This window comes from Mycobacterium sp. (assembly GCF_040509115.1).
Lineage (GTDB): Bacteria > Actinomycetota > Actinomycetes > Mycobacteriales > Mycobacteriaceae > Mycobacterium.
This window is the reverse complement of record NZ_JBEVLO010000438.1, coordinates 1-7,467: the sequence shown is the minus strand read 5'-3', so window position 1 is coordinate 7,467 and position 7,467 is coordinate 1. Positions and strand designations below refer to the sequence as shown.

Genomic DNA, 7,467 nt, shown 5'->3' with positions numbered 1-7,467 from the left:
GCGTTGATCACGGTCTGCGATGTCGAGCGAATCGCAGTTCACCGTCACCGGCCCGACCACGGGGTGCTCGAACGTCTTGCGCGTCATCTCCCGTGACACCACGTCGTGGTCGTTCCACACGTTCTCGAAGCTGCCACTGCCCGAACGCAATTCGGCGTTGAGCGCCGCCGTCTCCGGGTCGTCGGCCAACGTCGCCTGCGTACGCAGCCACCAAGCGGGCGGTCAACAGCCTCACCGAGTCCGCGGCCGCCACGTACGGACCCGAAGGCATCCGCGTCAACGCGATCACGCCAGGGTCGACGCTCACCGAGATGATGCTGGACTGGGACGCCGAGAGCCCTGGGGTCATCGACCAGCTGGCCGCCGCCACACCGCTGCGGCGCGGCGCAGATCCCACGGAGATCGCCGAAGCCGCCTTGTGGTTGCTCAGCGACCGGGCGTCCTACGTCACGGGCGCGGTACTGCGCGTGGACGGCGGCTTGCGGGTCTAATCGCCGTGTTGCCAGGGACGTACGGTCCCTGGGCTGGCCCGGTCGCTGCGTCCGCCGTCACCGATCCGCGGGGAAGTCGACGGGGTGGGGTTCGGCGAAATCGGCCGACTTGCCGACCGCGGCCCACTTGCGATCCTCGGCGAGCAGGGCTTCGTCCTGGCGTATCGAGCCTTCGACGGCATTGACGCCGAGCGGCAGGTGGTAGGGCAGGTGGGTGCGTCGTGACATGCGGACCAGAATGTCTGCGGCGCGGGCCGGGTCGCCTGCGCTGACGGCATCGCTGGTGCGCACGGTGTTCATCGCGCCAACGGTGTCGGCGTAGAAGCCCGGGATGTCGGCGACTTTCATGGACGAACCGGCCCAGTCGGTGGCGAATCCGCTCGGTTCGACGACCAGTACCTTGATGCCGAACGGCGCCGTCTCCGTCTGCAGGACGCGGGAGAAACCGTCGATCGCGAACTTCGCCGCCTGATAGGAGGCGATGCCTGCTGATCCGCCGACCCGCCCGCCCATCGACGAGAATTGAATGATCAAGCCGCCCTGCTGTTCTCGCAGCACCGGGATGGCGGCCTTCGACACGTTGTAGACGCCCCAGAAGTTGGTCTCGAACTGTGCGCGGAAGTCCTCGTCGTCGCCAGTCTCGATCGGCGCGACATTGGCGTAGCCAGCGTTGTTGACGACGACGTCGATCCGGCCGAACCGAGCGCGAGTGGCCACGATTGCCGCGTTCGCGGCGTCGGCGTCGGTGACGTCGAGTGCCAACGGCAGGATGCGATCCCCGTAGTTCTCGGCCAGGTCGGCAAGCTGTTCGGGATGCCGGGCGGTCGCGGCGACGGTGTCACCGGCCTCCAGTACGGCGCGGACCAGTTCGCGCCCGAACCCGCGTGTCGACCCCGTGACGAACCAGACCTTGCTCACGTTCTTCCTCCACTTCGCTTCGCGACGGTGCGCTGTACGCGGCCGATGGGTACGTCTGACCGCCTCTCACCTATCTGAGAGTTAAACTCTCACAAAGCTGAACCGGCAAGCCTGACAAATCATTCCCGGATGACCGGGCCAGGAGGGAGGCCGACCCGATGCGCCGTGACGCCGCCATCAACCGCGAACGGCTCGTCAGTGCGGCCGAAGACGTGTTCGCCGAACGGGGACCGGCTGCCACCCTTGACGACGTCGCCAAGGCGGCCGCGGTAGCCCCCGCGACGCTGTATCGCCGGTTCGCCAACAAGGACGCGCTGGTCCAGGAAGTCCTCACCGGATTCTTTCGACGGTTGATCGACGCAGCCGAGACCGCTGCTCAGGCGCCGCCAAGCGTCGGCCTTGAGGTGTTCCTCCAGACTGTCGGCGTGGAACTCGCAGACAAGGGCGGCCTTTCCGCCCCGATGTGGGGAGAACTCGCGCCCGTACAGCTCGTCGAGCACCTGCGTGAACTCTCCACGCAGTTACTCAGAAGCGCCCAGCGGGCAGGATCGGTACGCGACGACGTCACCCCCGATGACATCACCGCTGCCGTTTGGGCACTGCGTGGGGTCATTCATTCGGAGCGAAACGACCCGGACCGCCGAGGCCGCGAACTGTGGCGTCGCCATCTGGAAACTACCCTGCGCGGCTTCCGAAACGGCTCCTGAGGATCATGCGGGTCGTCGGCGAGCAGCGCCGTCTGACGAATCATCGATTCAGCTAGATCCATGCAGCGCATGGTCAGGATGATCGCGAAGGTAGGACTGAGGGTCCGCGCCCAGCGCCGTGAGTTTGGCGTGGCTGGGGGAGCCGGGTTCGGCCGTGAAGACCAGAAGCGTGTGCAACTGCGTTACGTCGTAGAGGGCCTGACACTGGACTTCCAGCACGCCCAGCCGTGGATGCGCAATGCGTTTGGTGAGTTCCTGAGCCTGCGTGACATCGTGCTGCTTCCACACCTCGGCGAATTCCGGGCTGCATTCCAGTAGCGCATCCACTATCTGGGCTGCGCGCGAACGGGCACCGTCACGCGCGTAGGCCACCCGAGCGCCGGCAACGAACGACCGACCGACGGTCGCGTGGTCCTCCACCGGGTACACAGCCCGGGCATCGGCGTCGGTGAACCACCGATATAGCACGCTGCGCGCCAAGCCCTGATGGGCCGTTTCATCTCCCAACAGCGCCCGGGCGGCGGGGGTCTGCACCAGTGTCTCCCCCACCGCCGACATCACCTGTGCCGGTGTGTCCTGCAGTCGGTCCAGGATCCGCATCGTTGCCGGGCTCACATGGTCGCCGCCATGCGTGCGTGCCGGCGCGTTGTGCCCCGCCAGTCGGAACAGGTGATCGCGCTCGTCCAGCGACAACCGCAGCGCCCGGGCCAATGAGGCCAGCACCTCCGACGACGGCTGCGGTCCGCGCTGCTGCTCCATCCGGCTGTAGTAGTCGGTCGAGATCAGCGCCAACGCGGCGACCTCCTCGCGGCGCAAACCGGCGGTCCTCCGCCGAGCCCCTGGCGGTAGACCCACATCCTCGGGTGACAACGCTTCCCGTCGGCTACGCAAGAAATCGGCCAACTGCCCTTGATCCATCTCCCGATTGTCCCCGCGGTCCCAGGTCCGAACCAGGGATCATCAGACCGTGGGTATGCGTCCGGCCCCGCCCGGGGGCCGCGGAGACCGGTGAGCCCGCAACGTATCGGGGTACGGCCGCTCCCCGGATGGCCCGGTCCTACCGGTCGGTCGTTCGCACTGTGAGACTTCTCCAGAGTGAGCGCCACCCCGAAATCGGCTACCTTGGGACGTCACTCGCCTATCACTATTCGCCGACCAGCATGGGATCAGCATGTCTCCGTTCGTATTCGACAGTGAGTCAACGTGAATGCCGAGCGGTCGGCAGTACGGCCCGATGAACGACGCGCGCCTCGCGCTGGGGCCCTGCGGACGTTCCTTCTCGCAGCCCTTCGCAATCCTCACCGCATCGGGGCGATCGCTCCGAGCTCGGCCCGATTGGCCGCGGTGCTCGCCTCGATCGTGCCGACCGGCGGCGAACCGGTGGTCGTCGAACTAGGGCCCGGTACAGGAGCTGTGAGTTCCGCGATCACCGCGAGGCTCTCCCCGGGCGCACGCCATCTCGCCGTGGAACTCGACCCCGAGATGGCCGCGTTTCTGCGCCGACATCAGGCAGGCGTGGAAGTCATCACTGGAGACGCGCGCGAGCTCGGCGAGCTCCTCGCGGAACGCGAGATCCACCGAGCCACAGCGGTGATCAGCGGCCTGCCTTGGTCGTTGTTCGACTCCGAGCGCCAGCAACACATTCTGCAGCAGGTTGCACAGGCCATCGGCGTCAATGGTGTCTTCACGACCTTTGCCTACGCACATGCGAAGCCGCTGCGCAGCGCCCGCGCCTTCCGTCGTGCGCTCGAGCGGACCTTCGACGAGGTCCAGGTCAGCCGAATGGTGTGGCAGAACACACCACCTGCCTTCAGCTACATCTGCCGTCGCCCGCGACTTGCCCTTCAGCAGTGAACAACTCCGGGCGGCTCAACGTTCGTGGCGGGAGCGCCGGTCGCTGATCATCTGTTGACGGGCTTGGGCACCGCCTGCCGTCAAGTCGCCGTCAAGACGCACGCGCATTGCATCAAGGAATCGTCAGAACCCGCCGAACCGTCCGTTGGCCGGGGTTGGATCGCGTTGGTGAACGACGACTTGACGAGACGGGGCGGCGGCGGCGGCGGCAAGGGCGTTGGACACCGTGACGACGGCGGTCGACGTATCCGATGTCGGTCGGGCCCGCCAGAGGCGTTGCGGCGCACGATGTCCCACGGTGACGACCTGGCCGGAGTAGCGCCCCCGCACCTGGGCGACGCGTACCAAACCGGCACACCCGGCGGCGGCTCGACCGTCGCCATCGATGTCGCCGCGCCGACGAAGAACGACCCGTGACGTCTGCGCAGGCTCCGGCCAAGACGACGGTCCTGGTGATCGATGACGAGCCACAGATCCTCCGCGCACTGCGCATCAACCTGTCCGTCCGGGGCTACGACGTCACCACCGCCGCGACCGGCGCAGCCGCGCTGTGTGCGGCCGCCGAGGGGCGCCCCGACGTGGTCGTCCTCGACCTCGGCCTACCCGACATGTCGGGCATGGACGTGCTGGAGGGGCTGCGGGGCTGGATGACCGCGCCGGTCATCGTGCTCTCCGCGCGGATCGACCCCGCCCAGAAGGTCGAGGCACTCGATGCCGGTGCCGACGATTACGTCACGAAGCCGTTCAGCATGGACGAATTCCTGGCCCGGCTGCGCGCCGCGGTCCGCCGCGGAGCGACGGCGGCCTCGGACGCCGCCGAGCCCGTCGTGCACACCGCCGCCTTCAGCGTCGACCTTGCCGCCAAGAGAGTGACCCGAAGGGGCGTCCACGTGCACTTGACGCCGACCGAATGGGGCATGCTGGAGTTCCTCGTCCGCAACCCGGGCAAACTGGTCGGACAGGAAGAATTGCTGAGCAAGGTGTGGGGGCCCAGCCACGGCAGCCAAACGCACTATTTACGAGTCTATCTGGCGCAACTGCGGCGCAAACTCGAAGACGACCCGTCGCACCCGAGACACCTGATCACCGAAGCCGGAATGGGCTACCGCTTCCAACAGTGAGATGCGCGGCTGTCAGCTGGCACGGGCGGTCACCGGGCGACGTCACTGGGTGGGCACGTGGAAAGCCTGGCCACCCGGCCGCCCGTTAGGGCCAGTACCGCGGCGCGAGCATCAACGCGGGCCGCGGAAAGCGATAGCGGGCGCACGCGTCGTCGAATGCGTCGTCGAGCTCGTTGGCCAATTCACGCAGGACGCTCGTCGTAGCGGCGCAGTCGGCCATGACCTCTCCACCGACCAGACTGACTCGGGCCAGGATGACGCCGTGCTCGCGGCGCACGTGGGCCATTAGCGCGATCACTTCAGTGACCGTCTCGGCGCATGCCCACCGATGTGCTCCTGAGGACAATCGGGCCTGCAACCCAATGAGATTGAGTTGTGGACGGCCCAGCACCGCGGCGATCGTAGCGTCCGCGCAGTCGGCTGAAATGTCTACCAGGATCAGTGGGGGCCGGCCGCCGCAGGCCGAAACGACACCCACCTGTTGACAACAGCGGAGGACCAGTCCGCCGACCCCCGCGCCGACGGCACGCCGGATCGGGGCGGCAGTGATCCCGTCGTCGTGCACGACGATTCGCGATACCGGGATACCCGCGGACACGGCGACGTCGAGCTCGTCGCAGGAATGCACGTCCACCGAGTACCCCCGCTTCTTCACCCCCGCCGCAACCTCCGGCTGCCAAAGGGCCTGACCGGCGCAGGAGATCGCGGCAGTTGGAAACGCCGCCCGGTAGGCACGGTAATGACCTAGGACATCCCGCATCGGAGAGCTCGATCGACTGGCTCGGCGCAGTCGGGATCGATCCTGGTGCGCGTGGTCAGCCGGCGAGATCTCCGCGTCGAGCGCGGGATGAGAGACGTCGAAGATGGTCACCGGACACACTCCTGGCTGGGCCGCATTCTGCCGTGTACTCAACTCCTACGCTCTGCCGGACCGAGAAACCCGAGCCATGACGAACTCTTGACGCCGGGCCGAGGAAGTTTGACACCGTCTTGACGTATGGCAACGAGACCGTTGGAGACCGCAATCGAGACCAGGCGATGCATGCCGTGCTCGTGAGTTCTCGCCCCGATGGCGGTGCCGGGTTCGCCGGTGGTTTTGCGTTAGGGATCACGCCCCAGCTGTTAGGGGAACGTCAAGTTTGGGGCGGAAGGCTCGACCCCGCAGGCATTCTCGACCGATGACCCTTCTCGATCACCTGCCCACGTCGTCGCACGTCAGCCAAGACCGCATCGATCGGGCCGTCTGGCCGTCGACGAGCACCGTGGACTGCGGGGGACGGTTGTGGGTCGGCGGGGTTTCACTGACGGACATCGCCGACCAGTTCGGCACCCCCTCCTACGTCATCGACGAGGCCGACTTTCGCGCCCGAATCCAGCACTACCGTTCGGCATTGCCCGGAGTTCGCGTGGTCTATGCGGGCAAATCGCTCCTGACGACGACCGTGGCCCGGTGGGTGACAGAGGAAGGCCTGGGCCTTGACGTGTGTTCGGCAGGCGAGTTGGCGATCGCGTTGGCCGCCGGGGTGGATCCGGCTCGGATCGTGATGCACGGCAATGCGAAGACGGTCGACGAGCTACGGGAAGCGACGACGGCCGGAGTGGGCCGAATCGTCGTCGACTCCCTGACCGAGATCTCTCACCTCGCGGCGCTGGTGCGTCACCCGCAGCAGGTGTTGCTGCGGGTGACCCCCGACATCGACATTCATGGCCACCGCGCCGTGAACACCGGAGTGGCAGACCAGAAGTTTGGCTTCACGTTGGACGACGGGCCTTTCAACGAAGCGGTCGCCCGAATATCCGCGCACGAGTTGTTGACGTTGGTGGGCCTGCATTGCCATCTCGGCTCGCAGATTACCGACCAGGCGCTCTACGGCCAGGCGATCCGTCGTCTCGTGCCCGCGCTGGCCGACATCCGGGCCCGTCACGGTGTGACACTAGGCGAACTCAACATCGGCGGCGGGCACGGCGTGCCATATCTGACAGGTGAACCCGAACTCGACCTGGGTGCCCTTTGGGCAACGGTCAGCCGCACGCTGGAGGAGTCTTGCGCGGCCGAGTGCTTCCCGCGCCCGAACATCGTGGTCGAACCGGGGCGGGCCATCAGCGCCCGCGCCGGTGTCACGCTGTACCGCGTCGTGACGCTGAAGACCCGGCCCGGCGGTCGGACGTTCGTGGCCGTCGACGGCGGGATGAGCGACAACCCGCGAGTCGCCCTGTACGACGCGAAATACAGTGTGGCGCTCGCGAACCGACACGCCGTCGGCCCGGTCGCTCCGATGACCCTGGTGGGCCGCCATTGCGAAGCGGGCGACGAGCTCGCGCGCGACGTGCTGCTCCCCGCGGACCTGCGTCCCGGTGACCTCTTGGCCGTCGCGT

The 7,467-nt window shown here is 67.0% G+C and carries 9 protein-coding genes and 1 pseudogene; 6 read left to right on the top strand and 4 right to left on the bottom strand.

Going from position 1 to position 7,467, the window contains the following annotated elements:
- Nucleotides 1–189: MmyB family transcriptional regulator (locus tag ABW137_RS30290; RefSeq protein WP_526405674.1), on the bottom strand; the 189-nt coding region annotated here is incomplete at its 3' end.
- A gap of 56 nt (nucleotides 190–245) precedes the next feature.
- Here ABW137_RS30290 and ABW137_RS30285 point away from each other — a divergent pair.
- A pseudogene (locus tag ABW137_RS30285) lies at nucleotides 246–491 on the top strand (SDR family NAD(P)-dependent oxidoreductase); the annotation flags it as partial.
- A 57-nt stretch (nucleotides 492–548) separates the two neighbouring features.
- On the opposite strand, the gene ABW137_RS30280 reads toward ABW137_RS30285, so the two are convergent.
- Nucleotides 549–1,409, bottom strand: a complete 861-nt coding sequence (locus ABW137_RS30280; RefSeq protein WP_526405672.1) for an SDR family oxidoreductase — start codon at nucleotides 1,407–1,409, stop codon at nucleotides 549–551.
- 158 nt (nucleotides 1,410–1,567) lie between these two features.
- Here ABW137_RS30280 and ABW137_RS30275 point away from each other — a divergent pair, with 158 nt between their 5' ends.
- Entirely contained in the window at nucleotides 1,568–2,116 is a 549-nt protein-coding gene (locus tag ABW137_RS30275) for a TetR/AcrR family transcriptional regulator (protein ID WP_526405670.1), read from the top strand.
- Nucleotides 2,117–2,164: 48 nt separating this feature from the next.
- On the opposite strand, the gene ABW137_RS30270 is transcribed toward ABW137_RS30275, so the two are convergent.
- Entirely contained in the window at nucleotides 2,165–3,034 is an 870-nt protein-coding gene (locus tag ABW137_RS30270) for a helix-turn-helix domain-containing protein (RefSeq protein ID WP_526405668.1), read from the bottom strand.
- 285 nt (nucleotides 3,035–3,319) lie between these two features.
- Here ABW137_RS30270 and ABW137_RS30265 point away from each other — a divergent pair, with 285 nt between their 5' ends.
- The 3 genes from ABW137_RS30265 to ABW137_RS30255 all read left to right on the top strand — a co-directional run bounded on the left by ABW137_RS30265 (nucleotide 3,320) and on the right by ABW137_RS30255 (nucleotide 5,091).
- Nucleotides 3,320–3,970, top strand: coding sequence for a class I SAM-dependent methyltransferase (locus ABW137_RS30265; protein ID WP_526405666.1), 651 nt, complete (start codon nucleotides 3,320–3,322; stop codon nucleotides 3,968–3,970).
- A 168-nt stretch (nucleotides 3,971–4,138) separates the two neighbouring features.
- Complete coding sequence (locus ABW137_RS30260; RefSeq protein WP_526405664.1) at nucleotides 4,139–4,387, top strand: hypothetical protein; 249 nt, start codon at nucleotides 4,139–4,141, stop codon at nucleotides 4,385–4,387.
- A complete protein-coding gene (locus tag ABW137_RS30255; RefSeq protein ID WP_526405663.1) occupies nucleotides 4,384–5,091 on the top strand; it encodes a response regulator transcription factor in 708 nt (235 codons plus the stop codon). The genes ABW137_RS30260 and ABW137_RS30255 overlap by 4 nt, the downstream gene beginning before the upstream one ends.
- An 85-nt stretch (nucleotides 5,092–5,176) precedes the next feature.
- Here the strand turns inward: ABW137_RS30255 and ABW137_RS30250 are convergent, their stop codons facing one another.
- Nucleotides 5,177–5,962 carry a type III PLP-dependent enzyme domain-containing protein gene (locus ABW137_RS30250; protein WP_526405661.1) on the bottom strand — a complete coding sequence of 262 codons (786 nt, stop codon included), beginning with the start codon at nucleotides 5,960–5,962 and terminating at the stop codon, nucleotides 5,177–5,179.
- 307 nt (nucleotides 5,963–6,269) lie between these two features.
- Here ABW137_RS30250 and lysA point away from each other — a divergent pair.
- A partial coding sequence (gene lysA / locus ABW137_RS30245; RefSeq protein ID WP_526405659.1) for a diaminopimelate decarboxylase occupies nucleotides 6,270–7,467 on the top strand: 1,198 nt, incomplete at its 3' end.